General features: G+C 65.5%; 24 protein-coding genes. 9 read left to right on the forward strand and 15 right to left on the reverse strand.

Annotated features, from left to right (window positions below; genetic code table 11):
- Positions 1-33: 33 nt before the first annotated feature.
- Complete coding sequence (gpmA, locus tag FLG15_RS14475; RefSeq protein ID WP_057677942.1) at positions 34-783, reverse strand: 2,3-diphosphoglycerate-dependent phosphoglycerate mutase; 750 nt, start codon at positions 781-783, stop codon at positions 34-36.
- 102 nt (positions 784-885) lie between these two features.
- Here gpmA and nfi point away from each other — a divergent pair, with 102 nt between their 5' ends.
- Positions 886-1,599 (forward strand): deoxyribonuclease V, encoded by a 714-nt coding sequence (nfi, locus tag FLG15_RS14480; protein ID WP_057677947.1) that lies wholly within the window; start codon positions 886-888, stop codon positions 1,597-1,599.
- A gap of 73 nt (positions 1,600-1,672) precedes the next feature.
- On the opposite strand, the gene FLG15_RS14485 is transcribed toward nfi, so the two are convergent.
- Positions 1,673-2,050: a hypothetical protein gene (locus FLG15_RS14485; RefSeq protein WP_150146639.1), complete on the reverse strand. Its 378-nt coding sequence runs from the start codon at positions 2,048-2,050 to the stop codon at positions 1,673-1,675.
- Positions 2,051-2,782: 732 nt separating this feature from the next.
- Here FLG15_RS14485 and FLG15_RS14490 point away from each other — a divergent pair.
- A complete protein-coding gene (locus FLG15_RS14490) occupies positions 2,783-3,673 on the forward strand; it encodes a pirin family protein (RefSeq protein ID WP_150146642.1) in 891 nt (296 codons plus the stop codon).
- 247 nt (positions 3,674-3,920) lie between these two features.
- Positions 3,921-4,382 carry a hypothetical protein gene (locus FLG15_RS14495; RefSeq protein WP_039570517.1) on the forward strand — a complete coding sequence of 154 codons (462 nt, stop codon included), beginning with the start codon at positions 3,921-3,923 and terminating at the stop codon, positions 4,380-4,382.
- Between the two features lie 402 nt (positions 4,383-4,784).
- Here the strand turns inward: FLG15_RS14495 and FLG15_RS14500 are convergent, their stop codons facing one another.
- Together FLG15_RS14500 and FLG15_RS14505 are read right to left on the reverse strand one after the other, a co-directional pair.
- Positions 4,785-5,219, reverse strand: coding sequence for an OsmC family protein (locus FLG15_RS14500; RefSeq protein WP_057677939.1), 435 nt, complete (start codon positions 5,217-5,219; stop codon positions 4,785-4,787).
- 31 nt (positions 5,220-5,250) lie between these two features.
- Positions 5,251-6,108: a pirin family protein gene (locus tag FLG15_RS14505; protein WP_017157199.1), complete on the reverse strand. Its 858-nt coding sequence runs from the start codon at positions 6,106-6,108 to the stop codon at positions 5,251-5,253.
- Between the two features lie 229 nt (positions 6,109-6,337).
- Between FLG15_RS14505 and FLG15_RS14510 the strand changes: the two genes are divergently transcribed.
- Positions 6,338-8,410, forward strand: a complete 2,073-nt coding sequence (locus FLG15_RS14510) for a carbon starvation CstA family protein (RefSeq protein ID WP_057677938.1) — start codon at positions 6,338-6,340, stop codon at positions 8,408-8,410.
- Positions 8,410-8,634: a YbdD/YjiX family protein gene (locus FLG15_RS14515; protein WP_003488133.1), complete on the forward strand. Its 225-nt coding sequence runs from the start codon at positions 8,410-8,412 to the stop codon at positions 8,632-8,634. The genes FLG15_RS14510 and FLG15_RS14515 overlap by 1 nt, the downstream gene beginning before the upstream one ends.
- Before the next feature lie 570 nt (positions 8,635-9,204).
- Here FLG15_RS14515 and FLG15_RS14520 read toward each other — a convergent pair.
- The gene (locus tag FLG15_RS14520) at positions 9,205-9,909 is read right to left on the reverse strand and encodes an HAD family hydrolase (protein ID WP_057677937.1); all 705 of its coding nucleotides are present in this window, start codon (positions 9,907-9,909) and stop codon (positions 9,205-9,207) included.
- Positions 9,910-10,120: 211 nt separating this feature from the next.
- Here FLG15_RS14520 and FLG15_RS14525 point away from each other — a divergent pair, with 211 nt between their 5' ends.
- The gene (locus FLG15_RS14525; protein ID WP_162267533.1) at positions 10,121-10,930 is read left to right on the forward strand and encodes an ankyrin repeat domain-containing protein; all 810 of its coding nucleotides are present in this window, start codon (positions 10,121-10,123) and stop codon (positions 10,928-10,930) included.
- Between the two features lie 36 nt (positions 10,931-10,966).
- Positions 10,967-12,154, forward strand: a complete 1,188-nt coding sequence (locus FLG15_RS14530) for a Tle-like phospholipase domain-containing protein (protein ID WP_057677936.1) — start codon at positions 10,967-10,969, stop codon at positions 12,152-12,154.
- A 323-nt stretch (positions 12,155-12,477) separates the two neighbouring features.
- On the opposite strand, the gene FLG15_RS14535 is transcribed toward FLG15_RS14530, so the two are convergent.
- The 8 genes from FLG15_RS14535 to FLG15_RS14575 all read right to left on the reverse strand — a co-directional run bounded on the left by FLG15_RS14535 (position 12,478) and on the right by FLG15_RS14575 (position 22,020).
- Positions 12,478-13,728, reverse strand: a complete 1,251-nt coding sequence (locus FLG15_RS14535; protein WP_150146645.1) for a DUF819 family protein — start codon at positions 13,726-13,728, stop codon at positions 12,478-12,480.
- Positions 13,729-13,896: 168 nt separating this feature from the next.
- Positions 13,897-14,112: a hypothetical protein gene (locus tag FLG15_RS14540; RefSeq protein ID WP_057677934.1), complete on the reverse strand. Its 216-nt coding sequence runs from the start codon at positions 14,110-14,112 to the stop codon at positions 13,897-13,899.
- Between the two features lie 670 nt (positions 14,113-14,782).
- On the reverse strand, positions 14,783-15,391 hold the full coding sequence (locus FLG15_RS14550; RefSeq protein ID WP_057686970.1) for a nucleotidyltransferase family protein: 609 nt from the start codon (positions 15,389-15,391) through the stop codon (positions 14,783-14,785).
- A 404-nt stretch (positions 15,392-15,795) separates the two neighbouring features.
- Positions 15,796-16,800, reverse strand: coding sequence for an XdhC family protein (locus tag FLG15_RS14555; RefSeq protein ID WP_057677932.1), 1,005 nt, complete (start codon positions 16,798-16,800; stop codon positions 15,796-15,798).
- Entirely contained in the window at positions 16,797-19,004 is a 2,208-nt protein-coding gene (gene paoC, locus FLG15_RS14560; protein WP_057677931.1) for an aldehyde oxidoreductase molybdenum-binding subunit PaoC, read from the reverse strand. The genes FLG15_RS14555 and paoC overlap by 4 nt, the downstream gene beginning before the upstream one ends.
- 1 nt (position 19,005) lies before the next feature.
- Positions 19,006-19,956: an FAD binding domain-containing protein gene (locus FLG15_RS14565; RefSeq protein ID WP_057677930.1), complete on the reverse strand. Its 951-nt coding sequence runs from the start codon at positions 19,954-19,956 to the stop codon at positions 19,006-19,008.
- Positions 19,953-20,603 carry an aldehyde dehydrogenase iron-sulfur subunit PaoA gene (gene paoA, locus FLG15_RS14570; RefSeq protein WP_057677929.1) on the reverse strand — a complete coding sequence of 217 codons (651 nt, stop codon included), beginning with the start codon at positions 20,601-20,603 and terminating at the stop codon, positions 19,953-19,955. The genes FLG15_RS14565 and paoA overlap by 4 nt, the downstream gene beginning before the upstream one ends.
- Positions 20,604-21,012: 409 nt before the next feature.
- The gene (locus FLG15_RS14575) at positions 21,013-22,020 is read right to left on the reverse strand and encodes a zinc-dependent alcohol dehydrogenase family protein (RefSeq protein WP_057662349.1); all 1,008 of its coding nucleotides are present in this window, start codon (positions 22,018-22,020) and stop codon (positions 21,013-21,015) included.
- Positions 22,021-22,228: 208 nt separating this feature from the next.
- Between FLG15_RS14575 and FLG15_RS14580 the strand changes: the two genes are divergently transcribed.
- Complete coding sequence (locus tag FLG15_RS14580; RefSeq protein ID WP_170922401.1) at positions 22,229-23,776, forward strand: sensor domain-containing diguanylate cyclase; 1,548 nt, start codon at positions 22,229-22,231, stop codon at positions 23,774-23,776.
- A gap of 284 nt (positions 23,777-24,060) precedes the next feature.
- On the opposite strand, the gene FLG15_RS14585 is transcribed toward FLG15_RS14580, so the two are convergent.
- A complete protein-coding gene (locus FLG15_RS14585; RefSeq protein WP_017157214.1) occupies positions 24,061-24,588 on the reverse strand; it encodes a single-stranded DNA-binding protein in 528 nt (175 codons plus the stop codon).
- Positions 24,589-24,863: 275 nt separating this feature from the next.
- Between FLG15_RS14585 and FLG15_RS14590 the strand changes: the two genes are divergently transcribed.
- On the forward strand, positions 24,864-25,862 hold the full coding sequence (locus FLG15_RS14590; RefSeq protein ID WP_057662341.1) for a polyprenyl synthetase family protein: 999 nt from the start codon (positions 24,864-24,866) through the stop codon (positions 25,860-25,862).
- Between the two features lie 200 nt (positions 25,863-26,062).
- Here the strand turns inward: FLG15_RS14590 and FLG15_RS14595 are convergent, their stop codons facing one another.
- Positions 26,063-26,863 carry a dienelactone hydrolase family protein gene (locus tag FLG15_RS14595; RefSeq protein WP_017157216.1) on the reverse strand — a complete coding sequence of 267 codons (801 nt, stop codon included), beginning with the start codon at positions 26,861-26,863 and terminating at the stop codon, positions 26,063-26,065.
- Positions 26,864-26,971: the final 108 nt, after the last annotated feature.

Raw genomic sequence — 26,971 nt, forward strand, 5'->3', positions numbered from 1 at the left:
CACCGCGCGCCGCGCTGCAACCGCCAACGGCGATTATTTCGCCTTGCCCTGGTTGGCCACCGCTTCGGCAGCGCGCTTGGCCGCTTCCGGATCGCCAAGGTAGCGGTAGCTCTGCACCCGCAAGGCTTCGTCCAGCTCGAACAACAACGGAATGCCGGTGGGGATGTTGAGCTCGAGGATCTGCTCGTTGGAGACATCGTTGAGGTACTTGTACAGCGCGCGCAGCGAATTGCCGTGCGCAGTCACCAGCACGGTCTGCCCGGCCTTCAACTGCGGCGCGATCGCGTCGTGCCAGTACGGCAACACGCGCACCAGCGTGGTTGCCAGCGACTCGGTCCCCGGCAACGCATTGCGGTCCAGGGTGGCGTAGCGACGATCGTGGCACGGGTGGCCCGGGTCGTTGACGTCCATCGCCGGCGGCGGGATGTCGTACGAACGGCGCCAGATCTTGACCTGCTCCTCGCCGTGCTTGGCCGCGGTTTCGGCCTTGTCCAGGCCCTGCAGGCCACCATAGTGGCGCTCGTTGAGGCGCCAGCTCTTGGACACCGGCAGCCAGTCCTGGTCGAGTTCCTTCAACGCGCCCTGCAGCGTGTGGATGGCGCGCTTGAGCACCGAGGTGTGGGCGACATCGAACTGCAGCCCTTCGTCTTTCATCAGCTTGCCGGCCGCCGCAGCTTCCTGGCGGCCCTGCTCGGTGAGGTCCACATCCACCCAGCCGGTGAAACGGTTGTCCAGATTCCATTGGCTCTGGCCATGGCGCAGCAGTACGAGTTTGCGGGTCACTACGGTTCTCCGATTGGGGCCGATCAGCCTGCGATTGTAGCGGCAGCTCGTGCATCGCAGGCGTGCACGAGATCGCCACATGCAGCGCGCGATGCTGTGGCGATGCAGACCAACGACCCCGTCTTCGCCGGTTGGGACGGCAGCGTGATTCAGGCGCGACAGTTGCAGCAGCAACTGGCACGGCGCGTGGTGCTCGACGACGCGGTAGGCGCAACGCCGCAGTTGCTTGCAGGGTTCGATGTCGGTTTCGAAGACGATGGCCAGACCACCCGTGCGGCCGTCGTGTTGCTGGATGCGCAGACGCTGCTGCCGCTGGAAACGCACGTCGCGCGCGTGCCGACCTCGATGCCCTATGTCCCCGGCCTGCTCAGTTTTCGCGAATTGCCGGCCTTGCTGCAGGCCCTGGCGCGGCTGTCGCGTACGCCGGATCTGGTGTTCATCGATGGCCAGGGCATCGCACACCCGCGCAGGCTTGGAATTGCGGCGCACTTCGGCGTGGTCACCGGCCTGCCGTGCATCGGCATCGCCAAGCAACGCCTGGCCGGCAGCTTCGCCGAGCCTGGGCCGGCACGCGGCGACCACACGCCGATCCTGCTGGGCGGTGCGCAGATCGGCTGGGCACTGCGCAGCAAACCGCGCTGCAATCCCTTGATTGTCTCGCCCGGCCATCGTGTGTCGATGCAAGGCGCACTCGACTGGACCCTGCGCACCTTGCGCGCCTATCGCCTGCCCGAGCCCACGCGCCTGGCCGACCGGCTGGCCTCGCACCGCGGCGAGGTGACGGTACCGGCCACCTACCCCGCTCAGCTGCTGTGAGCAGGCGTCGCATCAGTGGCCACGGCCACGAGCGGCAGCGCCGGCCGCACTGGCACGGCGCTGCAGCGACCAATCAGTTGTAGGTGATGACGATGCCACCGGAACTATTGATCCGGAAGAAAATCATTTGCTTGTCTAACGGAGGCCGGTAATTCACCGAAGCCCCCACTGCATAGGGCTGATCGCCGCACGAGGACGCGGACGAAACGACCTGATAGGTGGTCGCCGTGCTGAGCGTCGGCCCTGCAACACTCCTGCCGGAGTAGACCGCATAGCAGGCGGCCGCGCTTCCATTGATCAAAAATGCCAGCGAGCGGACATTGGCGGACGCACTGATGATGAGACTGGGGACAGCCCGGGCGCTCTGCGCACTACCAAGGCAGGGCGCCAGCGCTGCCATCACCAAGAAGAGCAGCGATGTTGACTTCCTTCCTGAGATCGATAACGACATAACGTATTCCTCGGATTGGGAGTAGGAATCTGAAACGCATCGAGTAAAACGCTAAAGCGCGAGCGAGTTGCCGCCACGTGTGCAGCGCAGACGATGCACGGCAAGTGACCGTTGCCGATCTGGAACCTGAAACACGCAATGAAGGCCAAGGCGCTCGCAGAGCGTGCAACGCCGCCATTATTCATGGCGCAATGACCCACGCAGCTTGGCAAAACGCAGCTGGGGTGCGCCGGTACGTTTCCCGCAACGCAACTTCGTTCGTGTTGCAACACGCCGCTGCCAGCGCCTCGTCGACCGATGCTCGGCAGCGCAACGGCGACCTCTGTCGACGGCCGCTCGCGTTGGAAGATCAGGCCAACCATGGTGGCCGCAAGCGCCCCAGGCCTTACCACTTGCAGACATGCGGACGGGAATGGCGCCCGCGCCTACGCCTCGACGTTGCGGCCTGCATCGTCGCGGACCGCAGCGCTGGATGAGTCGTCTGCGCGGCCAACGATGTCCACGTTGGCAACGCATCTGCCTGCAAAGGACCAGGGCTTTGTCGCCATGAACTGCTGTCGCGCCGCGTCCGCGTGGCGTTCGCGATGCGGCGCCAGCCGCTGCGCCGATGACGCATTCTTCCGATGCGCATGAAGCGCCATGACTCGGACACTGCGTTTTACGCCACGCGCCCGCCTCGGCCACCGCGCATGCGAAGCTCGTGCCCACATCATCAACTCCGCGAGATCGCGCATGACCACCCTGATCGCTCCACGCGTCCACGACATCGGCGGACTGGAAGTGCGCCGCGCCGTGCCCACCCTGCAGGCGCGCAGCGTCGGCCCGTTCGTGTTCGTCGACCACATGGGCCCAGCCGTGCTGGAGCCGGATCACGGCATCGATGTACGCCCACATCCGCACATCGGCCTGGCCACGGTCACGTTCTTGTGGGCCGGCGAAATCGGCCACCGCGATACGCTCGGCTCGGACCAGGTGATCCGCCCGGGCGACGTCAACTGGATGACCGCCGGCCGCAGCATCGCCCATTCCGAGCGCACGCCCGGCCCGGAGCGCGCACGCGAACACGCCTTGCACGGCATGCAAACCTGGATCGCCTTGCCGCGCTCGGCCGAAGACACCGCGCCCGCGTTCCATCACCACGCGGCGGCAAGCTTGCCGCAGCAGCGCCGCGATGGCGTGTGGCTGCGCGTGATCGCCGGCCGCGCATATGGCGAGGAATCGCCGGTACAGGTGTTCAGCGGGACGCTGAACGTGGCGCTGGACCTGGCGCCCGACGCCGAACTCGATCTGGACACCGGGCACGCCGAGCGCGCTCTGTACATCCTGGAAGGCGAGGCGCAGCTGGATGGTGCCGATGTGCCAGCCCGCCACTTGATCGTGCCCTCGCCCGGCGCCCGCGGCCGCTTGCGCGCCAAGACCCCGCTCAAGGCGATGTTGCTCGGCGGCGAGCCGCTGGATGGGCCGCGTCATCTTTGGTGGAACTTCGTGTCCAGCTCCAAGGAGCGCATCGAGCAGGCCAAGGACGACTGGCAGGCAGGCCGCTTCGGCAGCATTCCTGGCGACGACAAGGAGTTCATTCCGCTGCCCGAAACACCGGCCCCAAAACCGGTTAATTACCCTTGAAACCGTGCGCTGCGCGCGTGGACCGGCACGCGCAATCACCAGGTCTCGGAACGGAAGTGCCGCGCTGCGCATGCGATGCCAGGCGCATGTGCGACACCACTTGAGCCGATTCGCAAAACTGTGGTAGTGATTGCTTTGTAGACGGAGCGCGCTGCGTAGACGGCAGTCCTCGAGCGGGGAGTTCGAGGCACTGCAACGGCACGAAATCGGCGCGCCCGCATCGTCATCCAATGCCGGGGAATCGTGTATGAAGTCTGCATCCTGCCTTGTTGGCCTGAGCTTGCTGCTGGCCGCTGCCACCGCCCATGCCCAGACCTCGCCGGTCTGCCCGCCGTTGCCACCGGCCTCCGGCCTGCAGTGGAACGAGCTCGCCGGTGCCGATTACCTGGTCTGCAAGGCCATGACTGCCGATGGTCGGCAGGTGGTCGGCGTGATGCTCACCACCCGCGACCCGGCGATGACACTGTCACGCGACCGCCGCGCCGAAAAGGGCCAGATCCAGCAGGAAGATTTCTACTGGTACAAGCTCGACCTCGGCGGCAGCAACGTGCCGGGCATGGAATCGCGCCGCGTCACCGTGGTCGAACTGGGCAAGAAGCGCTACGCGCAGCTGTGGATTGATGGTGCCAGCACCGAAGAACTCGCCTCGATGCAGTCGATGGTGCAGAACATGGATCTGCAACCGGCCAGCCTGGCGCTGCAGCGCTGACGCAACGCGCGTTACAGCGCTGCGCGCCGCTGCTGTAACGGCCTTGCAGCGCGCGGGCTTGCCGGCGCGCTGCACACATTGCCTGACGATATCCGCCGCTAGCGCGTGGCCGCAGATCGCCATTGCGCGCGGATGCTGGTGCCTCAGGCGTGTCGCGCCGACGCGCGTGAGGCAACGTTCAAGCGGCGTGCAGATGCACCACGCGCGCCGGATGCGTCCAGCCGCTCAACGATTTCGAATCCGCCGGCCATCACGTGCGGCGACCCGTTGGAGATCGCGCACGGTTGCGAACGTTGCAGCAGTAGCGCAGGTCGTGGCACGCCCGGAAGCGGTGTGGACCGATCGCCCGGTCCGATTCCGATCTCGCATTCACCGAACCCGAAGACCGCCGGCAAGCGTCTGTCAGTCGCATTGAATCGCCGTGTCTCCACCGCCGCCAGCGGCCTGCAACTGACTGTCGATGCGCACCTCGCCGGTAAGCAGGCGATGGATCGGGCATTTGTCGGCCACCTCCATCAACCGTGCGCGTTGCTCGTCGTCGAGCGCCCCGTCGAGCACCACCTCGCGGGCGATCGCCGTGCCGGCAGCGCCGCGCTGCGTGTAATGCAGATGCACGTGCACCGCCGTCAGCGGCCACTGCTTGCGCGCGGCCACCATCGACACCGTGATGGCGGTGCACGCGCCCAGTGCGCCCAATACCTGCGATTCGGGATCCGGCCCGACGTCGCTGCCACCATTGGCCAGCTGCGTATCGCCGCTCCAGGTGTGCAGCCCGTCGTGGATGCTGACCGTGTACGGCACCGTGCCGGTGCGCACGCTGACGGGGCGGTCACTCATCGCCGGCTCCCGCTCTTGCACGCGGGCCGGTTCAAAACCGGCCTTCCTGGAAATCGACGAACGCCTGCATCAGCTCCTGCTTGGTGTTCATCACGAACGGGCCGTGCCGCATCACCGGCTCGTTGAGCGGGCGGCCGGCGACCAGGATCAGTTGCGCACCGTCGGCACCGGCGTGCAGGCGCAGGCGCTGTCCACCGCCCAACACGGCCAGTTGCTGCGCCGGCAACGCGCGCGCGGTGTCGCTCTCGCCCACCGTCAGCGCGCCCTCGAAGGCATACGCGAACGCGTTATGCCCGCTGGGCAGCTGGTACTCCCATTCCACGTTCGGTTCCAGTGCGATATCCAGGTACACCGGGCTGGTGGCGGGCTGCACGATCGGCCCGACCACCTCGCCCACCGCACCGGCAATCACCTTGACCGTCACGCCGGGCGCCGGGTGCGCCACCGGAATGTGGTCGGGTGCGTACTCCTGGTACTTGGGATCGGTCATCTTGTCGCGCGCCGGCAGGTTCACCCACAACTGAAAGCCGCGCATGCGTCCGGATTCCTGCTCCGGCATTTCCGAATGGATCAGCCCGCGCCCGGCAGTCATCCACTGCACGCTGCCCGGGGTCAGCAGGCCTTCGTTGCCGTGGTTGTCCTTGTGGCGCATGCGTCCGTCGAGCATGTAAGTCACGGTCTCGAAACCGCGATGCGGGTGGCTGGGGAAACCGGCCAGGTAGTCTTCGGCCTTGTCGGTGCCGAATTCATCCAGCATCAGGAACGGGTCCAGTTCCGGCAGCTGCTGCGTACCGATGACGCGGGTCAGCTTGACCCCGGCCCCGTCGGAAGTCGGCATGCCGCGAATGGTGCGCAGTACATGCGCTGCTGTGGTGGTCGTGGTGCTCATCGCTTGTCCCTGTGCCCTGTGGCGAAGCGCCAATGATGGGTGCGCGCGGGCCGCCGCCCAACCGCGACCATTGCAACCGATCGTTCCAAACGCCGCCAGCGCCAGCGCCCCTAACCGATCCGTGACCGCAGCACTCTACGACCAAAGTTCTAACCCGTTGCGCCCGCCTGGCATTGACCGCGGCCGGGCGTGGGTGGACCCTTGAACGAATCGTTCCTGAGGGGCATGCATGAAAGGGTTCTCGAAGCTGGCCTGGGGCGCGTTGGCGCTGCTGGCCGCGTTCTGCCTGGGCACCGTCGCGCTGCGGCGTGGCGAGCATATCAACGCGTTATGGATCGTGGTGGCGGCGGTGTCGATCTACCTGATCGCCTACCGGTTCTACAGCCTGTTCATCGCCGACAAGGTGATGCAGCTGGACATCACCCGCGCCACCCCGGCGGTCGCCAACAACGACGGCCTGGATTACGTGCCCACCAACAAGCACGTGCTGTTCGGCCATCACTTTGCTGCCATCGCCGGCGCCGGGCCCCTGGTCGGCCCGGTGCTCGCCGCGCAGATGGGCTACCTGCCCGGGCTGCTGTGGCTGGTGGTCGGCGTGGTGTTCGCCGGTGCGGTGCAGGACTTCGTGGTGCTGTTCCTGTCCAGCCGTCGCAACGGCCGCTCGCTGGGCGATCTGGTGCGCGAGGAGATGGGCCAGGTGCCCGGCACCATCGCCCTGTTCGGCGCCTTCCTGATCATGATCATCATCCTGGCGGTGCTGGCGATGGTGGTGGTCAAGGCGCTGGCGGAAAGCCCGTGGGGCATGTTCACCGTCATCGCCACCATGCCCATCGCGATCATGATGGGCGTGTACATGCGCTACATCCGCGTCGGCAAGATCGGCGAGATCTCGGTGGTGGGGTTGATCCTGCTGCTGGGCGCGATCTGGCTGGGCGGCAAGGTGGCGGCGGACCCGACCTGGGGCCCGGCCTTCACCTTCACCGCCAAGCAGATCACCTGGATGCTGATCGGCTACGGCTTCGTCGCCTCGGTGCTGCCGGTGTGGCTGCTACTGGCGCCGCGCGACTACCTGTCCACCTTCCTCAAGATCGGCACCATCCTGGCGCTGGCGATCGGCATCCTGGTCGTGATGCCGGACCTGAAGATGCCGGCGCTCACGCAATTTGCCTCCACCGGCGACGGCCCGGTGTGGAAGGGCGGCATCTTCCCGTTCCTGTTTATCACCATTGCCTGCGGCGCGGTCTCCGGTTTCCATGCGCTGATCGCCTCCGGCACCACGCCCAAGCTGCTCGCCAACGAAGGCCACATGCGCTACATCGGCTACGGCGGCATGCTGATGGAATCGTTCGTGGCGATCATGGCGCTGGTGGCCGCGTCGATCATCGAGCCGGGCATCTATTTCGCCATGAACAGCCCGGCTTCGCTGGTCGGCACCGACACCGTGGCGGTGGCCGCCAAGATCAGCGAGTGGGGCTTTTCGATCACCCCGCAGGTGCTCGAGGCCACCGCACGCGATATCGGCGAGCACAGCATCCTGGCGCGCGCCGGCGGTGCACCGACGCTGGCGGTGGGCATCGCGCAGATCCTGCACCAGTTGCTGCCGGGCGAAGACACCATGGCGTTCTGGTACCACTTCGCCATCCTGTTCGAAGCACTGTTCATCCTGACCGCAGTGGATGCCGGTACGCGCGCCGGCCGCTTCATGCTGCAGGACCTGCTGGGCAACTTCGTCCCGGCGTTGAAGAAGACCGAGTCGTGGACCGCCAACATCATCGCCACCGCCGGTTGCGTGGCGCTGTGGGGCTACCTGCTCTACACCGGCGTGATCGATCCGTTCGGCGGCATCCAGACCTTGTGGCCGTTGTTCGGCATCTCCAACCAGATGCTGGCCGGGATCGCGTTGATGCTGGGCACGGTGGTGCTGTTCAAGATGAAGCGCGAGCGTTATGCCTGGGTCACCATCGTGCCGGCGCTGTGGCTGCTGCTGTGCACGACCTACGCGGGGCTGATCAAGATCTTCGACAGCAACCCGGCGCAGGGCTTTTTGGCGCAGGCGCACAAGTTCCAGGCCGCCATCGCCAGCAATACCATCACCGCGCCAGCCAAGACGGTGCCGCAGATGCAGCAGATCGTCACCAATGCCTACGTCAACACCGGGCTGACGGTGCTGTTCCTGTTCGTGGTCGGCTCGATCCTGATCTATTCGATCAAGACCATCGTGGCGGCACGCCGCAACCCGCAACGCACCGACCGCGAAACCCCGTACGTGGCGTTGCAGCCGCACCAGATGGCAGACCTGTAATGGGCACGCAACTCGTCCTGGCCAGTCACTATCAGGCGCATCGCCGCATCTGGCGGCGCCTGATCCAGACTGCGCGGCTGTGCTGCGGCATTCCCGACTACGACAACTACGTGCGCCACATGCTGGAAAAGCATCCCGATAAACCGGTGATGGACTATCCCGCCTTTTTCCGCGAACGCCAGGATGCGCGCTATGGCGGCAAGAGTGGGTTCCGGTGTTGTTGACGTGGCCGGCTGGTGAATAATTAGTCGGCGAATCAAGAAGTAGACCCGCAACAGGGCGCGATGCGAATCGCGCCCTGTTGCGTTGGCTCGACCGAGCGCACTGGAAGGGCTAGGGGCGACTGATGAAACGTGTCTTGCCGTGATCAAGCACTGCGATAGATCAGTTGCAGAGGAGCTGAACTGGGCGTGCTGCAGGGCCCTTGTCCGCCCGCTATCGCGAGACACGCCGTGAAGCCATCCATGGAAGCTCTTGCGCGGCACCTATGCCGCCTACGGTAGGCGGGCAAGAACCAGTCGAGCTGGTCGATGTGCGCGGTACGAGCAGCGCATTGTGAGACTCGATAAAACGAATCGCGTATTGGCTCATGCGCTTTCGTCGCGATGCCTGTCGGATGTCATGGCCAATCAATCCGCAGCAAAAAACCCCATCGACACGTGTAGGAACCTGTTCGCGGCAGTGCGCTGCCTTCGTCAGCCGCCAGTCGACTGTCCAGTGCGGTGTCCTCGCCGCTTGCGGGACGGGCTCGCTGCGTGTCGCAGACACCGCACGCCCCTCACCAAGCTGCCGTCTTAACCAGCCCGCTTTCGCGTCAGCCGCGCAAACAACGCAGGCAAATCCCGCATATCGTCGAATACCTCGAGCACACCGATGCGGCGCAAGGTGTCGCCATGCCCCGGTGGAATGTGGCTTGCTCCGGTAAACCCGAGCACCTGCATGCCGGCCGTCACGGCCGCCGTTGCACCGGTGGGGCTGTCTTCGATGACCAGGCAACGCTCCGGCGCTACGCCGGCGGTGCGTGCCGCCAGCAGATACACGTCTGGCGCCGGCTTGGGCCGCTCCACCATGTCGGCGCTGAAAATACGTCCCGCCGCACGCGCGGCGAGCCCGGCCCGTTCCACCGAGGCAAGCACATTGTGGCGCCGGCTATTGGAGGCCACCGCCAACGGCAGCGGAATCTGTTCCAGCGCCTCGCGCACGCCCGCGATCGGCTGCACCTGCGCCTGGATCAAGGCCTCGCTGCGCGCCTGGATCTGCGCGAGCAGAGTCTGCGGCAACTGCAGCGCAAAGCGCTCTTCCACCCGCCGCAACACCTCGCGTGTGGTCTGCCCGAAGGTGGTTTCCAGCAGCTGTTCCAGCGGCTCGCTTGGCACGAAAGACCCCAGCGTCTCACGCATTACCCGGTCGGCCAGTATCTCGCTGTCGACAAGAACGCCATCACAGTCACTGATCAGTAGCTCGTACGCCATTGCACCCATCTGCTCGCAAAGCGCCATTATGCCGGTCTGGGTGTGACCGTCGGCTGTGGGGCAGCAGGCTGGCGTCATGAATACCTTCGCCGCTTGCAGCATGCAGCATGCGCACTACCGGGACAGGCGGCCCCGAGCATGCGGCCCGCCACACCGTCATTTCACAAAAAGCCATGTCACGAAATCTTACCGCAAGCGTTTTTTGCAGCTGCTAGGATCTGCCCCGCTGCGGCGGGACTTGCCGCAGCGTCATCAGGAATGCGATCAGGAGAAGGAGATTTCGATGCAACCGCGATTCCCTGCCCTGCTCGTTCTTGCGACCTCGTTTTTCGCGGTCTCATGCACCGCCTCAGCCGGTGCCAAGGAGCAAACCACCATGTCAGCTACGCTGCAGGACCACACCGTCGCCTTCCGCGACCCCGCCCTGACCGATATCGCCAAGGCCATTGCGCACGGTGATGTTGCCCAGATCAAGGCACTCGCCCCCACTGTCGATCTCGCCGCGCATGGCGACCAAAACGTCACCTTGCTCGAATGGGCAATCTGGAACGAACAACCGCGTTCCTTGGCCGCATTGCTCGATGCAGGCGCAGATCCGTCGTTGCCTGGCATGGACCAGGAAACGGTCGTGCACATGGCCGCCATGGCCCAAGACCTGGAATATCTGCAAATCTTGTTGCAGCACAAGGCGCCTATCGATGTGGTGAGCAAGCGTGCGGGCTGGACACCGCTGTTCCGCGCGGTGCAGAGCAAGCGCGATGCGCAGATCGATTTGCTGATCAAGGCCGGTGCGGATGTACAGCGCGTCGACCATACCGGCAACAGCCTGCTGCACCTTGCAGCGCAAAGTGGTGCAGCTAGCCCTGCAGTGCTCGCCCTGCTCAAGGCCGGTGTCGATCCCTCCGTGCGCAATGCCCAGCAGAAGACTTTCCAGGCGTATTTCTTCACCACGCCGGACCGCCTGCTCAATGCCAGCGGGCAGCAGGTGAGGTCGGAAGTGCGCGCGTGGTTGAACGCCCACAACATTCCCGTGGAAAGCAGCCGCTAAGCGCGCTTTTCGCATGACGAACGCAAGGAGCCGCGCATGAGCCCGTCAGTATCTTCTTCTTCTTCCACCCCGTTCGCAGAATCGATGCGCGGGCAACAACCGCACCCGGAGGACCGCCAGTTCCCCGCGATGCTGCAAGACCTCTACGCCACCGCCGCCCAACGGCGCGAAGGCGGCGCCGAAACCTTTGCCGCCTTGCCCAACGGCTGGTCGCGCATGGACGACCACGCGCTGCAGCAAGCAGGCATCGACCCTGCCCTGCTGCACGACGCCAAGAGCGGCTTCGATGCCGCGTTCTATCGCAATGATCAGGGGCAGGTGGTGCTGGGCTTCTGCGGCACCGACGAAGGCAAGGACTGGAAGCACAACATCGGCCAGGGCCTGGGCTTGGACGATGCGCAATACGCTTCGGCGATCCAGCTCGGCAGCCAGGCCAAACAGGCGTTCGGCGACCAGGTGGTGATCAGCGGGCATTCGCTAGGTGGCGGCCTGGCCGCGGCATCGGCAATGGTCAACGACATTCCGGCGGTGACCTATAACGCCGCCGGCGTCAACGACCGCACGCTGGAGCGCCAAGGTCTGGATGCATCGGCGGCCAAGGACTACGCCAATAGCGAATTGATCCGCGGCTACCACGTCAAGAACGAAATCCTGACCCATCTGCAGGAAGACAGCATCCCGCTCAAATGGGCCATGCCCAATGCGGCCGGTCATCAGATCGAACTGCCGGAGCCGGACCCGTTGTCCTTCGGCCAGCGCCTGGTGCCGGGCATGATGCTCAAGCACCGGCTGGATCTGCACGGCATCGATTCGGTGATGAAGGCGCAGGACATGCAGTTGCAGGACCGGGCGCGCGGCAACGCATTGCAGCCCGGCAGCCAGCTGTTCAACGACGCGGTAGTGAAACTGGATGGACAACGCGACCGCCTGGGGCTGCGCGACGACACCGCGTTTCTCAATACCGCCGCCAGCGTGGCCGCGCGTGCAGGCAACGATGGCCTGCAGCGCATCGATCACCTGGTGCCCAACCGTGATGGCGACAGCCTGATTGCGGTACAGGGGCGCATGGACGACCCGGCCCATCTGCGCAGCCATGTGCAGACAGCGTCCGCGGCCAACGAGCCAGCACAGACCAACGTCAGCCAGTTGCAACAGCACAATCAGCAACACACCCAACAGCCGCCGCAACAGCAGGAAGAACAGCGCCGGGTGATTCAGCAGTAAGGCTCCGGTGGCCCGCGCAATGTGCGGGCCACTCTTTGCCTTGCCCGTGGCTGGCAGCAGCGCGTCCAGGTCGGGCGCAATCGCTGTCGGCTTCGCGCAGTGAAGCGTGTCTTTGAGAATCGCGCGCGTCTTCGAACCGTAGCGCGACGCAACTGACGCCGTGTCACAGGAGTCGTCAGCCAATCGCGCACGGTGCGCAGAAGCGCCATGCCGGCGCGGCACGTGGCGCAACGCCGAGCATCGCCCGGCCGCTCTGGCGATTGCACGGCAGCGTAATACCGCACCCAGTCGCGGAGTCGTGGCGTTGCGGGTTGCAGCGCGCGTTATCCAGCGCCCGCCATCGCCCGCAAGGTGATACCGACCAGATAAGCCAGATAGGTGCCCGTGGCGTAGCCCATCGTGCCCAGCAACACGCCGACCGGCGCCAATGCCGGGTGAAACGCCGCGGCCACCACCGGCGCGGAGGCGGGGCCACCGATATTGGATTGCGAGCCGATCGCAAAATAGAAGAACGGCACCCGCAACAACCGGCCAAGCCCCCATAACACCGCGATATGCACGGCAATCCAGATCAGGCCGAGCAGGAACAACCATGGCCGGTCCAGCAGCGCCAGCAGATCCATCTGCATGCCGATGCAGGCGATCAGGAAATACAGCAGCACGGTGCCGATCTTGGACGCGCCCGCGCCGTCCAGCGTGCGCGCATGGGTGAAGCTCAGCAGCAGGCCCAGGCTGGTCGCCAGCACCACCACCCACACGAATGGCGTGTCCAGACTGAACTGGCTGGCCCAATGCAACTGCGCCTTGCACCACGCGGCAAGAGGATTGGCCAGGGCATGCGCAACGCCGACGCCACCGAACGCCACCGCCACGATCACCATCAGGTCGGCCAAGCTGGGAATGCGCGCATGCTCGGCCTGGAAGCGCGCCATGCGCTCCCGCAAGGCGTCCAGCGCCTGGGTGTCGGCACCGCTGCGTGCGTCGATCTTGCGCGCGCGGCCGGCCAGGAAGATCAGCGCCGCCATCCACACATAGCCCACCCCGACATCGACTACGGCGAACTGCCCGAACGTGGTTGCGTCCACATCGAACACTTCGCGCATCGCCAGCATGTTGGCGCCGCCGCCGATCCAGCTGCCCGCCAGCGCTGCCATGCCGGCCCAGGTATCGCCGGCCACCGTGGCCGGATGCAGCCAGCCCATCGCCCAGAACGCCACCACTGCACCCAGCATGATGCTCAGCGATGCGCCCAGATACATGGCCACCAGCTTGGGACCGAGCCGCAGGATCGCACGCAGGTCGATGCTCAAGGTCAGCAGGATCAACGCGGCAGGCAGCAGCACGTCGCGGGCGATCGGGTTGTACAACCGTGTGTTGACACCGTCGATCAAACCGGCCGTGTTGTAGATGCCCGGCAGCAGATAACACAGCAACAAGGCCGGCACCCATGCGTAGAAGCGCCGCCAGAATCCTTGCTCACGCGCGGACGTCCAGAACACCGCGCCCAGGGTGGCGGCGATCAGGCCGAACACGACAATATCGTTTTGAATCAGCGCAGCACCGGCAGCATTCACGACAGGCGGACATCCAGAAAGGTAGCCGCCAGAGTGCGGACCGGACCAAGGCGGCCGATCCCTCGAATCTAGCCGACCCGGACGTCTGCGCAAACCCGGCACGGCTGCGGATAGACGCCACCGTCGGCAAGGACTTACCTGCAGCAAGCGGTCCGGTTTTCTACGGCCTCAGCCGTAGCGCCGCACCACCCGGTCGCCGCCGCCGGTGTTGACCACCACGCCGCTGGGCTGGCCAGTGGTCAGGCAGTGCAGCTTGGCCACCAGTTCGGCAAAGTCCAGCGCGCCCTGTTCGCGCAGATACCGCAACGGCAACCAGTGCGGGCGGGTTACCCACCAGCCGCCCTGTGCGGGGTGGATACGTACGACATAACGAGACTCGTCCATCAGGCCTCCGGCCAGTGCGTATAGCGGTCGAGCGAGGCGCACGGGGCGTAGGGCCGCAATGCGCGAGGAATGGGAATGCCTTCTCCCGTCCGGTATGCCGGCGCGCCCTTACTCAAGGGGCCGCGGGAGAGTAGCCAATGGCCCCGCGTCCGGCATAGCCAGGATGTTCTTTTACGCATGCCGATGCCGTCGGGCTGACACTGGCAGGGCGGTAGGAAAATTCTTACGTGACACACATCACGTCCAGCGCTACATTCGGTCAGGACTGGTGAACGCCGCGTCATCAGTAACCGTCAGACGAGCGCGGACGGTGCGTAGTGGGTGATCAGTCGCTCTTGAAGACTGCCTCTGGGGAGGGGTTGCATGCATCTGCTTAGGAAATTCCAGTTTTCGGTCAAGACCGCCATGGTGATTGGCTATGTGTTGGTGATCAGGGAAGCGGTCGTGCTGTGGTCGTAAGGCTGATGCACGGTTGAACGCGTCGGCCGGGCACGTCGGTTGATAGGCGAAAAGGATAGGTAACGCACCTGGACCGGTGTCGGTGATCGGTACCGGTCGCGCCAGCGTTCGTGCGTGTAGCGACAGTGCTTGCCGTTTACGCGCGGCCGCCGCGCCTGTCGTGTCAGGGCACAGGCTGCCAGAGATCTGGGTGCATACCCGTCATGGCGTCTCAGTCCGCATCGACCCAGCCGCGCTGCTGCGCGGCGGCCAGATCGGCAGGGGTATCGATATCCAGCGCCAACGCCGGGGCGCTGACGCACCCCAGGCTCTGCAGGTCGAGGCTGGCGAACAGGCCGCGCAGGCCGCTATCGGCCTGCAACGGAACATCCGCCCAGGCCGCATGCGTGACCACCGCGGGAATGCCGCGCACGCCGCTGTAGCCACTGGTTGCACACCCGGAGACGGCGCGATCGGCTTCTTCCAGCAGGGAGCGCAAATGCGGGGCATCCAGCGCAGGCTGATCGCACCCCAGGATCAGGCTGCGTCGCAACGCCTGGTCGCCCTGCACGTGCCGGCGCAGTGCGGCCAGGCTGGAACCCATGCCCTCGGCCCAGTCGGGATGCCGGAGTATTTCGACATCCAGATCCTGCAACAGCTCGCTCAACGTATCGGCATCGGCACCCAGCGCGACCACGCAGCGGCGCGGCGCAGTCAGTAATGCGATGCGTGCGGCGCGGCGCAGCAGCGGCTCGCCGTCGCGCATCAACAATTGCTTCGAGCGGCCAAGCCGGCGCCCTGCCCCGGCGCCCAGCACCAGTGCCGCGTGATCACCACTCATGGGCAACACGCTGCTGCCGCGGCGGCGACCAAGAGAGGTGTCGCTTGCGAGACGGCGAGAGTACCGAGATTTTCGCCGACCTCACCACGCGCGAAACGAATGGCGGCGAGAGAACTGACGCGAACGGCATCACGCGAGACGTCGACGTGGCGATCCGGAACAAGGGTCATGGCGACGTGCTACTTGATTGGAAGACAGCTGCAGCCTAGAGCGCGGGCTGTGCGTGCGAGGTGACCACACCTTGCGCGTGCCACCGTTGTAGAAGCGAAGTCTTTCCAATTGCGATGAAGATTGCTGCGTGCTGTCGGAAGCCAGTCACGATACTGCTCGAAGGTAGCCGTCTTTCACTCAACCGGCTGCAATGCGCCTTGATGACTCACGCCCGCGGAAGAAGCAGCCAGCGACTAGCGGCCTGCCGTGACGACCTGCACGTCCGCCACCGCCTGCGTGGCTTCGGCGATGATGCCGAGCGCGATGGTATGTGGCGACGAGCGCCCCATGCGCCAACCCGCCGGCAAACGCAGACGTGCGAACGAGGCGTCGCTGTATCCAAGCGCGCGCAACGCCTGTAAACGACCTTCGCGCTTCTGCCGGCTGCCGAGGATGCCGATGCAGGCGACGGGGGATGCCAAGCCGCGCCGCGCAACCTGCAGATCGATCTCGGCATCGTGGGCCAGGCTATACAGCGCAGTATCGGCATCCAGATGCAGGTCCTGCAGCGCATCGCCCAGCGCGCGCCGGTCGTAGTGCTCGGACGCCAAGCCCGGCGGGGGTTCGCCAGGGCCATGCGGCCGCAACACGCGCACTTCGATGCCCATCTGGCTGGACAACGACACCAGCGCCAGTAGCGATGGGTCGGCCCCCACCAGCACCAGCCGTAACGGCGGGCGATGGGTGCGCACGAATTCGCCCGCATGTGCGTCCTGTGCATTTGCCAGGTAACGCACCGTGCCGGACGCACGATCCAAGGCCACATGAAATGCGCGCCGATGCTGGCGCGCGTTACGCCAACGTGCGAGGTGTTCACCCAGATCAGGCACCGGCCACACCAGCACGCCGATACGCCCGCCGCAGCTGAGCTGGATGTCCAGCACTTGGCTGCCTTCGCCATAATCCAGCCAACGCGGCTGACCATCGCGCAGCGCTTCCATGGCCTCATGCGCCACCGCCGCCTCGACGCAGCCGCCTGAGACGTAGCCTGCCACGCTCCCATCGGCGCAGATGGCCATTTCGCTCCCCAGCGGGCGCGGAGAGGAGCCTTGCACATCGATCAAAGTCGCCATCGCCACGCGCTGCCCTGCACGGTGCCAGGCGCTCAGCGTTGGCAACAAATCGTCGAGCAACGCGTAGCCCGGCCATGCAGGCCATGCCGACGGCACATGCGTGACCGGGGCAACCACCGCGCTCACGCGCGCAGCATCTCGGGCAGGTGCGGCAGCAGTTTGTCCAGGGTCACCGGGTAGTCGCGCACCCGCACGCCGGTTGCGTTGTAGACCGCGTTGGCGATCGCCGCTGCCACGCCGCAGATGCCCAGCTCACCCACGCCCTTGGCCTTCATCGGCGACGACAATGGGTCGCTTTCTTCCAGGAACACCACGTCCTGATGCGGGATGTCCGCATGCACCGGCACTTCATAACCGGCCAGGTCGTGGTTGACGAAGAAGCCCAGGCGCTTGTCCACTGCCAGCTCTTCCATCAGTGCCGCGCCGGCGCCCATGGTCATGCCGCCGATGACCTGGCTGCGCGCAGATTTGGGATTGAGGATGCGCCCCGCGGCGCACACGGCAAGCATGCGCCGGATGCGCACTTCGGCGGTGGCCACCTCCACGCCCACCTCGACGAAATGCGCGCCGAAGGTGGAGAGTTGATGCGTCTTGCTGAGGTCGCCGAATTCGATCTTGTCTTCCACCACCAGCGCGCCGTTGGCCGCGGCATCGCCGAGTGCGATGCGCTTGCCGCCGGCACGCACATGGCCATCGGCAAATTCGGCAGCGGCCGGATTCAGGCCCAGTTGCTTGGCTACCGCTTCGCGCAATTTGACTGCGGCTGCATAGACGCCTGCGGTGGAGCTGTTCGCGCCCCATTGCCCACCGGAGCCCGCAGAAGCCGGGAAGCTCGAATCGCCCAGGCGCACGTCCACCCAGTTGAGCGGGACGCCGAGCATTTCCGCGGCGGTCTGAGCAATGATGGTGTAGGAGCCGGTTCCGATATCGGTCATGTCGGTTTCCACCACCACGCGCCCGCCCTGCTCCAGACGCATGCGTGCGCCGGAGGTCATGACCGGCGCATTGCGAAACGCCGTGGCAACGCCCATGCCGACCAGCCAACGACCGTCGCGCATGCTGGCCGGCTTGGCCTTGCGCTTGGACCATTCGAATCGCTTTGCACCATCTTCCAGGCACTTGATCAGCTGACGCTGCGAGAACGGACGCTGCGGATTTTCCGGGTCCACCTGGGTGTCGTTGACGATGCGGAACTTGACCGGATCCATGTCGAGCTTTTCGGCCATCTCGTCCATCGCGATCTCCAGCGCCATCAATCCCGGCGCCTCGCCCGGCGCGCGCATCGCGTTGCCCTCGGGCAGATCGAGCACGGCCAGGCGCGTGGTAATCAGGCGGTTGGCACCGGCGTACAGCAACTGCGTCTGTGCCGCGGCAATTTCCGGGCTGCCGTCGGGCAGGTCGCCCGACCAGCTTTCATGTGCAATCGCGGTCAGCTTGCCGTCGCGCCCGGCACCAAGCCGGATACGTTGCACCGTGGCCGGGCGATGGGTGGTGTTATTGGCGATCAGCGGCCGCGGCAGCATGACCTTGACCGGATGTCCGACCTGACGGGCCGCCAGCGATGCCAGCACTGCATCGGCACGCAGAAAGAGCTTGCCGCCGAAACCGCCGCCGACGTACGGCGACATGATCCGCACGTTTTCGCGCGGGATGCCCAGCGTCCTGGCCAGATCGCCGGCACCCCAGTTGATCATCTGATTGGAGGTCCACACGCTGAGCTTGTCGCCCTCCCACATGGCGATCGATGCGTGCGGCTCCATCATCGCGTGGGAATGATCGGGTGTGGTGTATTCGGCATCCAGCTGCACTGGCGCCGACGCGAAGGCAGCGTCGAAGTTGCCGACATTGCTGTTGGGCGCGTCGCCCTTCTTGGTCACCTTGGCGCCGGCACGGGCCTTTTCCAGATCGTAGGCGCCAACGTGACGACCGTAATCGACCTTGATCAACTGGCCGGCCGCACGTGCTTGCTCGAAGGTTTCCGCCACCACCACGGCAATGGCCTGGTGGTAATGCGCGATCTCGGGGCCGCCCAACAACTTGGCGGTGTTGAACTTGCCCTTTTGCAGCTTGCCTGCGTTCTGCGCAGTCACGATGCCCAGCACGCCGGGCGCCTTGCGCGCCGCGCTCAGATCGATGCTGCGGATGGTGCCCTTGGCGACGCCTGCACCCACCACGTGCCCGTAGGCGGGTTGGCCCGGCAAGTCGTGATGTTCGTACGCATACGGGGCCTGCCCGGTGGTCTTGAGTGGCCCATCGATACGGTCGACGGGCTTGCCGACGACAGTGAGCTGATCGATGGGGTTGGTGCCGGCGGGAGTATCGAATTTCATATCAGGCCCTCGTGTCGGCCAAGATCGCGGCCAAGGTGCGCTCGACCAGCGGCAGCTTGAATGCGTTGTGTTCGGTGGGCTGTGCGCCGTCGAGCAGCACGGACGCAATGGCGCGGGCACCCTCTTTCGATCGGGTTTCGGCCGCTTCGCTGCGCCATGGCTTGTGCGCGACGCCGCCGACTGCGACGCGTGCACTGCCATCGCGCTGCACGACGGTCGCCACCGACACCAGGGCGAACGCATACGAGGCACGGTCGCGCACCTTGCGATACACATGCATGCCACCGAGCGGCTTGGGCAAGGTAACGGCGGTGATCAATTCGCCGCGCTCCAGCACGGTTTCCAGATGCGGCGTCGTTCCCGGTGCCCGGTAGAACTCGGACAGGGCCACCGCGCGTGTCTGCCCATCCGGGCGTACCGTCTCCACCACGGCATCGAGCAGGCGCATGGCGATGGCCATATCGCTGGGATGTGTGGCGATGCACGCCTCGCTGGCACCGATCACTGCCAGCTGACGGTTATAGCCGCCGATGGCCGCGCAGCCGCTGCCAGGCAGTCGCTTGTTGCACGGCTGATTGGTGTCGTAGAAATAGGGACAACGCGTCCGTTGCAGCAGATTACCTGCCGTGGTGGCGCGATTGCGCAGCTGTCCCGAGGCACCGGCCAACAATGCGCGCGACAGCACGGCGTAATCGCGGCGCACGCGTTGGTCGGCCGCGAGGTCGGTGTTGCGCACCAATGCACCGATGCGCAGGCCGCCGTCGGGCGTGGCCTCGATGGTATCCAGGCGCAGGCCGTTGACATCGATCAGATGCGACGGCGTTTCGATCTGCAGCTTCATCAGATCGAGCAAGTTGGTCCCGCCTGCGATGAACTTGGCACCGGGCTGACGCGCGGCCTTGGCTGCAGCATCGGCTGGCGAGGTGGCGCGCTCGTAGCTAAAGGCCTTCATGCGCGGCCTCCGGCAACATCGTTGATGGCTTCAACGATGTTGGAATAGGCACCGCAGCGGCAAATATTGCCGCTCATGCGCTCCTGCAACTCGGGCGTGGTGAGTCTGGTCTTGCCGGTGAGGTCTTCGGTGACATGGCTGGGAATGCCACGCTTCACCTCGTCCAGCACCGCCACTGCCGAACAGATCTGCCCGGGCGTGCAATACCCGCATTGGTAGCCATCGTGCTTGACGAACGCCGCCTGCATCGGATGTAGCTTGTCCGGCGTGCCCAACCCTTCGATGGTGGTGACCTTGGCGCCCTCGTGCATCACTGCCAGCGACAGGCACGCGTTCATGCGTTGGCCGTCGACGATGACCGTACAGGCGCCGCACTGGCCATGATCGCAGCCCTTCTTGGTGCCGGTGAGATGCAGATGTTCGCGCAGCGCATCCAGCAAGGTGGTGCGGTTATCCAATGTCAGCGTGACCGGCTTGCCGTTCACCTCGAAAGCAACCTGGCTGGATGCATTGGCAGGCTCGGCTGCCGGCCGCTGCGACATCGCAGTGGCCGCAGTGGCCGCCCTCGATTGGGTTGCGGCAACGCTGGCTGCGGATGCCGTTCCTGCGATCAATACCTCGCGACGGGTCATCTTGATGTCTCTCATGGCTGGCATCTCCAACAATGCCGGCTTTTACAGTTCTCAACAAATGTGCAGCGCTGCCGGTCACAAGCGCGTGAGTGCGCGGCCGCGGGGGTGGGCGTGAAGCGGCGTATGGCCGGATCCTAATGCCCGCCTTTACCGGCATTGGCGATGGTTGCTGCGTGCGCCTATGAACACTGCGAGGACCGGCCCATGCGCCGATGACGTTGGAGTCGGACGGGCCAGCCAAGCAGTTTCCTGGAATAGTGCGCGTGCACGCGTACTGGTCACGGCGAGCAGCGAACGAACCCGAGGAGCATTGGTTGTGCTCGCCAGCAGCGCCATGCAGGCGGCAGCCCTTGCACACGTCGATGAGTGAATTGGCGCGTCGGCGGTGCGAATGCTTCGCCGACGCGCGGTGCAGCAGGCTGGATCAGAACTCCAGCGTGATCTTGCCCAGATGCCTACCGGCCTTCTGCAGTGCGAAGGCGTCACCGATCTCATCCAGCGCAAAACTGCGATCGATCACCGGCCGCAGCGGCAAGCTGTCGAGTGCACGCACCAGGTCCTGTTGATGCCTGCGGCTGCCAACGACCAGTCCTTGCAAGCGTTGCTGGCGCCCCATCATTTCGGCAGTCGGAACCGGCCCAGCGGCACCGGTCAAAACGCCGATCAAGGCGATGTGCCCGCCCACGCGCGCTGCACGGATCGATTGCGTCAACGTGCCCGGACCGCCGACCTCGACCACATGGTCCACCCCGCGCCCGTCGGTGATGTCCAAGACCTGCGCCGACCATTCGGGATGCTGCCGATAGTTGATGAGATGGTCGGCACCGAGCGCTCGCACCTTCTCCAGTTTCTCATCGGATGAGGATGTGGCGATCACGCGCGCTCCCATCGCCTTGGCAAATTGCAGCGCGAAGATCGACACGCCGCCGGTGCCCAGAACCAGCACGCTGTCGCCGGCCTTGAGCCGGCCATTGACCGCAAGCGCCCGCCATGCGGTGACACCGGCAGTGGTCAGCGTCGCAGCCTCGGCGTGGCTGTAACCGCGGGGTGCATGGGTGAATGCCTGCGCATCGGCGACGACCGCCGAGCGCGCATAGCCGTCGACGCCGTCGCCCGGGGTGGTGGCAAAACCGGCATGCAACGGCTCGCCGTCCAGCCACTGCGGGAAGAAGGTAGAGACCACATGATCGCCCACCGCGAACTCGTCCACCTCCGGCCCCACCGCTTCCACCACACCTGCGCCATCGGACATCGGAATACGCCCGTCTGCGGTCGGCATCTGCCCGAGCGCAACGCCTAGATCATGAAAATTGAGCGAACTGGCATGCAGGCGCACGCGGATCTGACCGCGTGCAGGTTGCCCCGGATCGGGCAATGCAACCGACTGCAGCGATGCGATGGCGGCCGGATGGCGAAGACGAATGGCTTGCATGGGCAACTCCTGAGCGTGATTCAGTGCCTGCAATAGCATGCTGTCCGTTACGCAAACGCAGTCGAGCTGGCTCTGACATCTGTCGCCGTGCGCGCTGATGCGCTGCAGCGGCTGCCGCGCGTGGCGACGCGGGAAGCGGGCTGTTGCATGCAAGGCGAGGCAGCAATCACAGATCTGTCATTGCACGTGTTGATCCATCGAGGTGCGGGTGCCGCCACGCGTAGGCTGGCACGGCGGTTGCATCGCCCTGGTATCCAGACAGGTAGCCACAGTGACGTCAACAAGCAAGCGGCGGCGGCAACGTGCTCAGCGCATCGCGCTGCATTTCGTGCTGACTGCCTCGTGGATGCTACTGCTCGGTTCGGAATACTGGTCCATCCATGAAGAGCGCGCGACCGCGCTGCGCAGCGCCCAGGCGCAGTCGTTGAATCTGGCCAATTCGCTGGCGCAGCATGCCAGCGACACCTTGTCCATTGCCGACGCAGTGCTGTCCGGGCTGGTGTCGCGGGTCGAACACGACCAGGGCTCCAGCGCCGCGCGTTCTGCGACGCATGAGTTTCTGGTGCGCGAAGCGCGCCGCTCCGATCGCCTGCATGGCATCTTCATCTATGCCGCGGACGGCAGTTGGGTGAGCTCGTCGCTGGACAGCACCCCCAGGACGCACAACAACGCCGACCGTGCCTATTTCAAATACCACCGCGACCATCGCGACGCCTTGTCGCTGGTCGGCCCGCCCGTGCAGAGCCGCTCGGACGGCTCCTGGGTGATGACCTTGAGCCGCCGTCTCAATACCCCCCGTGGCGAGTTCGCCGGCGTGGTGCTGGTCACCCTGCAGCTGAAGTATTTCCAGAACTACTACAGCACCTTCGAAGTCGGCCCGCACGGCACCATCGGCATGACCAACGACGATGGCATCGTGATGGTGCGCCGGCCCGACAAACAGGGCGTGATCGGCACCTCGATCGCGGGGACGTCGATCTACGTGACCATGCGCGCACGCAGGCACGGCACCGCCACCTATCGCTCGCCGATCGACGGCGTGGAGCGCATCTCCAGCTTTGCGCCTGCGCGACCCTATCCGCTGACCGTGCTGACCGGCGTTTCGGTGGACGATGCGTTGGCGAACTGGCGGCAAGCCGCGCGCCAACGCATCGTGGTGGCCGCACTGGGCTGCACCCTGCTGCTGGGCGTGGGGATCTGGCTGGACCTGCAACTGCGCCGCATGCATCGCAACGAGGCCAAGCTGAGCACCGAAGCCTGGGTAGACGCATTGACCGGCATCGCCAATCGTCGCGCCTTCGACCACCGGTTATCGCGTGCATTGCAGGACGCGGTTCGCCTGGAGGCGCCGTTGTCGGTGCTGATGATCGATGTCGATCACTTCAAGCTCTACAACGACACCTATGGCCACGTGAACGGCGATGCCTGCCTACGCCTGATCGCAGGCGCCATTGCCGGATGCTCGCGCCGCAGCGAAGACCTCGCCGCGCGTTACGGCGGTGAAGAGTTCGGCATGATCCTGCCGCACACCGATGCCGCCGGCGCGCTGCGCCTGGCCGACGCCGTGCGCAATGCGGTTGCCGAGCTCGGCCTGATGCACCTGTCTAGCCCCACCAGCGCGCACGTCACCGTCAGCATCGGCGCAGCCACGTTCGAACCGGGCGAAGCGCCGCTGAGCCCCAACGGCATCGTGCAGGACGCCGATTCGGCGCTGTATCGCGCCAAGCAGAAGGGACGCAATCGCACGTCGGCCTAGACCTGCAGGGACGCCGAACCTGCCGTAGAGATCAGGCGGCTGTCGCGAGGTGGATGTCGCGAGCTTGAGCAACGCATCGACGGCGCACCCACCGCGTGCGTTGCGCGCAAGCCTGCGATGGATGGGCGCTGCACGCACACCGCGCGCGCCTCCGAGCACGCGCGACACCCGCCAGGCTCTTGCCAACATCCTGCCCAAACCGGCCGCTGTCTGCGCGTACTTCCCATCACGCAGAAGGCCCGCGCAATGCGGGCCTTCCTGGATGACGCAACGACGAACGGTCCTCAGAACGGGATATCGTCGTCGGCGAAATCGTCCATCGGCGGTGCCGACTGTTGCTGGGCCGGCTGCTGACGGCGCGGCGCATAGTCCTGCCCACCGCCACCGTATCCACCGCCCTGCCCACCGCCGCCGCCCTGCTGACGCGGTGCCGAGCGCTGCGGGCGATCGCCGCCCATCCCGCCACCGCCGCCTTCACCACGGCCGCCGAGCATCTGCATCTCGTTGGCGACGATGTCGGTGCTGTACTTCTCCACGCCGTCCTGGCCGGTGTACTTGTCGTAGCGCAGTTCGCCTTCGACATAGACCTGCGACCCCTTGCGCAGGTATTCGCCGGCAATTTCGCCCAGCTTTCCGAAAAACACCACGCGGTGCCACTCGGTACGTTCCTGGTTATTGCCGTCGCGGTCCTTGCGCATGCTGGTGGTAGCCAGGCTCACGCGCGTGATTGCCATGCCGGCCTGGGTGTATTTGGTATCGGGATCGTTGCCGAGGTTGCCGACGAGGATGACTTTGTTGATGCCGCGGGCCATAGGTGCTTCCGAGATGATGCGCTGGCGCCGGGAGCGCGCAACGATGAATGTCTGTGCGGCAATGTTACCGCACCTGCCGCTCGGCGGTCCTGGCAGGTTGCCGCGCGGCGCTGCCCGGCAAGTGCCCTGCCAAGGGTCGGAAATCCAGCCCGCACGGACCTTTGCGGGTAACGTCCCAACTGCGCAGGGCGGCAAATGTGAAGATGCCGGGCGTGCCTGGCGGGACGGATCCGGCCGGGGCACCTATAATCGGCCCACATCACGAACGCCTGCGCATGACCATCGCCGAAGACCTCCCCACCGTGCTGGGCCTGCCCCAGATCCAGTCCCTCGCCGCGCCCGACATGGCCGCGGTCGACGCACTGATCCGCCGCCGTCTGGCCTCGGACGTCGTGCTGATCAACCAGATTGCCGACCACATCATCTCTGCCGGCGGCAAGCGCCTGCGCCCGATGCTGGTGATGCTGGCCGGCCACGCCGCTGGCGGCTCCGGCCCGGAGCATCACCAACTGGCGGCGATCATCGAATTCATCCATACCTCCACGCTGCTGCACGACGACGTGGTGGACGAGTCGGACCTGCGCCGCGGACGCAGCACCGCCAATGCGTTATGGGGCAATGCGCCCAGCGTACTGGTGGGCGACTTCCTGTATTCGCGCAGCTTCCAGCTGATGGTCGAACTGGACCGCATGCAAGTCATGCAGATCCTGGCCGACACCACCAACCGCATCGCCGAAGGCGAGGTGCTGCAGCTGTTGCACGTGCACAACCCGGACACCGACGAAGCCGCCTACCTGCGCGTGATCGAGCGCAAGACCGCGGTGCTGTTCGCCGCCGGCACGCGTCTGGGTGCGCTTGCCTCCGGCGCAAGTGCGCAGGTGCAGCAGCACCTGTACGACTACGGCATGCAGCTGGGCTTTGCCTTCCAGATCGCCGACGACGTGCTCGACTATGCCGCCGAGGCCGCGGACCTGGGCAAGAACCTGGGCGACGACCTGGCCGAAGGCAAGGCAACCCTGCCGCTGATCCACGCGATGGCGCATTCGGATGCGAGCACCCGAGAGCGCCTGCGACAGATCGTCGAGCAAGGCGATGCAGCGGCCATGCCGGAAGTGCTGGCAGCCATCCATGCCACCGGCGGGCTGGACTACAGCCGTCAACGCGCGGCCGAATACGCCGCTGCCGCCGAACAGGCGCTGGAAACCCTGCCGCCCAGCCCTGCCGTGGCGGCACTGCGCGGCCTGGCGCGCTACGCGGTCGAGCGCACGCACTGATCCGGCGCGCTGGGCGCGCCGGACGGGATTTGTGATTGGAGATTCGCAAAGGCGGCTTGATCGCGGTTTTGCGAGTCCCGACATCGGTTAGCCGAATGGTTGATCAGCGCAACCCCCGAGCAAAAACTCAGGGGTTTGATTCGCTGAAAGACGGGACTTCGCTCTTGCGAGTCCCGACTCCCCAATCCCCCAATCCCGGCTTATCGCCCAAACCGCTCGTCGAAGAAATCGCCCAGCATGCGATACGCCCGCTTGGCCGCGCGCGGGTTGTACAGGCAGCCCGGCGGGCTGTTGGCATCTGCCTCGGCAAAGCAATGCACCGCGCCGCTGAAATTGACGAATTGCCAATCCGCGCCGGCGGCATTCATTTCGGTTTCGAACGCGGCGATATCCGCCTTGCTCACGCTCTTGTCGTCGGCACCGTTGAGCACCAGCAGCGGCGTCCTGGCCGAGCCGGCGGCGGCCGGGCTGGGAGTCGCGATGCCGCCATGCAGGCTGACCACACCGGCCAGCTGCGCGCCTGAGCGCACCAGTTCCAGCACCGTGGTACCGCCGAAGCAGAAGCCCACCGCACCGATGCGCGCTGCGTCCAACGGCGCCTTGCCGGCCTGCGCCTTGAGCACCTCTACCGCTTTGAGCGCGCGTGCGCGCAGCTCCGGCGGATCCTTTTTCAGGGCGCCAGCGAATTGCCCAGCCTCGCTGTCATTGGCCGGGCGCTTGCCCTTGCCGTACACGTCGGCCACCAGCACCACGTAATCGTCGCCGGCCAGCTGCTTGGCCTTGGTCACCGCCGAGTCGTTGACACCGCGCCAGTTGGGCACCATCACCAGGCCCGGGCGCTTGGCATCGCCGGCATCGTCGTACACCAGCACGCCGCTGTAGGTGTCCTTGCCGATCTTCCATTCCAGCGGCTTGGCCTGCATCGCCGCTGCTGCGGGGAAGGCCAGCGAAGCCAGGACACCGATCAACCCAACGCCACGCCATGTCCGTTGCTTGTACATGTGCTTGCTCCCAGGATGGTGTGGCGAGTGTAGGCGCTGGCACCGTGCAGGAGGGGTCATCATCGGCGCGGCCGGCAGCGGCGCGGCCAGTTGGCTGGGCCAAGCGCA

Origin of the sequence: Xanthomonas phaseoli pv. dieffenbachiae (assembly GCF_008639345.1) — a bacterium.
GTDB classification, from domain to species: Bacteria; Pseudomonadota; Gammaproteobacteria; order Xanthomonadales; family Xanthomonadaceae; genus Xanthomonas; species Xanthomonas phaseoli.

Bases quoted from the DNA above. Each gene is read 5' to 3' on its own strand.
- nfi (WP_057677947.1), top strand. From the start codon at position 886: ATGCAGACCAACGACCCCGTCTTCGCCGGTTGGGACGGCAGCGTGATT.
- FLG15_RS14485 (WP_150146639.1), bottom strand. From the start codon at position 2,050: ATGTCGTTATCGATCTCAGGAAGGAAGTCAACATCGCTGCTCTTCTTG.
- FLG15_RS14490 (WP_150146642.1), top strand. From the start codon at position 2,783: ATGACCACCCTGATCGCTCCACGCGTCCACGACATCGGCGGACTGGAA.
- FLG15_RS14495 (WP_039570517.1), top strand. From the start codon at position 3,921: ATGAAGTCTGCATCCTGCCTTGTTGGCCTGAGCTTGCTGCTGGCCGCT.
- FLG15_RS14500 (WP_057677939.1), bottom strand. From the start codon at position 5,219: ATGAGTGACCGCCCCGTCAGCGTGCGCACCGGCACGGTGCCGTACACG.
- FLG15_RS14505 (WP_017157199.1), bottom strand. From the start codon at position 6,108: ATGAGCACCACGACCACCACAGCAGCGCATGTACTGCGCACCATTCGC.
- FLG15_RS14510 (WP_057677938.1), top strand. From the start codon at position 6,338: ATGAAAGGGTTCTCGAAGCTGGCCTGGGGCGCGTTGGCGCTGCTGGCC.
- FLG15_RS14515 (WP_003488133.1), top strand. From the start codon at position 8,410: ATGGGCACGCAACTCGTCCTGGCCAGTCACTATCAGGCGCATCGCCGC.
- FLG15_RS14520 (WP_057677937.1), bottom strand. From the start codon at position 9,909: ATGGCGCTTTGCGAGCAGATGGGTGCAATGGCGTACGAGCTACTGATC.
- FLG15_RS14530 (WP_057677936.1), top strand. From the start codon at position 10,967: ATGAGCCCGTCAGTATCTTCTTCTTCTTCCACCCCGTTCGCAGAATCG.
- FLG15_RS14540 (WP_057677934.1), bottom strand. From the start codon at position 14,112: ATGGACGAGTCTCGTTATGTCGTACGTATCCACCCCGCACAGGGCGGC.
- FLG15_RS14550 (WP_057686970.1), bottom strand. From the start codon at position 15,391: ATGAGTGGTGATCACGCGGCACTGGTGCTGGGCGCCGGGGCAGGGCGC.
- paoC (WP_057677931.1), bottom strand. From the start codon at position 19,004: ATGAAATTCGATACTCCCGCCGGCACCAACCCCATCGATCAGCTCACT.
- FLG15_RS14565 (WP_057677930.1), bottom strand. From the start codon at position 19,956: ATGAAGGCCTTTAGCTACGAGCGCGCCACCTCGCCAGCCGATGCTGCA.
- paoA (WP_057677929.1), bottom strand. From the start codon at position 20,603: ATGAGAGACATCAAGATGACCCGTCGCGAGGTATTGATCGCAGGAACG.
- FLG15_RS14575 (WP_057662349.1), bottom strand. From the start codon at position 22,020: ATGCAAGCCATTCGTCTTCGCCATCCGGCCGCCATCGCATCGCTGCAG.
- FLG15_RS14585 (WP_017157214.1), bottom strand. From the start codon at position 24,588: ATGGCCCGCGGCATCAACAAAGTCATCCTCGTCGGCAACCTCGGCAAC.
- FLG15_RS14590 (WP_057662341.1), top strand. From the start codon at position 24,864: ATGACCATCGCCGAAGACCTCCCCACCGTGCTGGGCCTGCCCCAGATC.
- FLG15_RS14595 (WP_017157216.1), bottom strand. From the start codon at position 26,863: ATGTACAAGCAACGGACATGGCGTGGCGTTGGGTTGATCGGTGTCCTG.